The organism is Arthrobacter sp. 179 (assembly GCF_052379645.1).
Lineage (GTDB): Bacteria > Actinomycetota > Actinomycetes > Actinomycetales > Micrococcaceae > Arthrobacter_H.
The window spans coordinates 1-387 of the sequence record NZ_JBQSYU010000068.1 but is presented as its reverse complement, the minus strand read 5'-3'; the positions used below and the strand labels follow the sequence as shown (position 1 = coordinate 387).

Below are 387 nucleotides of genomic sequence, written 5' to 3'. Positions count from 1 at the left end.
AGTGTTGCCACAACACCGGTCCCCCGGCGTCGGGGTCGTATATATGGGCGCCGAAGCGTCGGTCGGCACCGAGGCCGAACAGGGCGGCGGCCAGCGGCGGGAAGGCCATGAGGATCAGCAGTGAAGTGATCAACGTGTTCCAGCTGAAGATCGACATGCGCCACATGGTCATGCCCGGTGCACGCAGGCAGATGATGGTGGTGATGAAGTTGACCGCACCCAGGATGGTGCCGAAGCCGGACAGGGCCAGACCGAAGACCCAGAGGTCACCGCCGACCCCCGGACTGAACGTCGTATTCGACAGCGGCGCATAGGCAAACCAACCGAAGGAAGCGGCACCCTGCGGGGTGATGTAGCCGGCCATGGCAATGGTGGAACCGAAGAGGT

The 387-nt window shown here is 63.6% G+C and carries 1 protein-coding gene; it reads right to left on the bottom strand.

Annotated features, from left to right (window positions below; genetic code table 11):
- Positions 1 to 387: cbb3-type cytochrome c oxidase subunit I (locus ACT3UE_RS15805; protein WP_444567032.1), on the bottom strand; the 387-nt coding region annotated here is incomplete at both ends.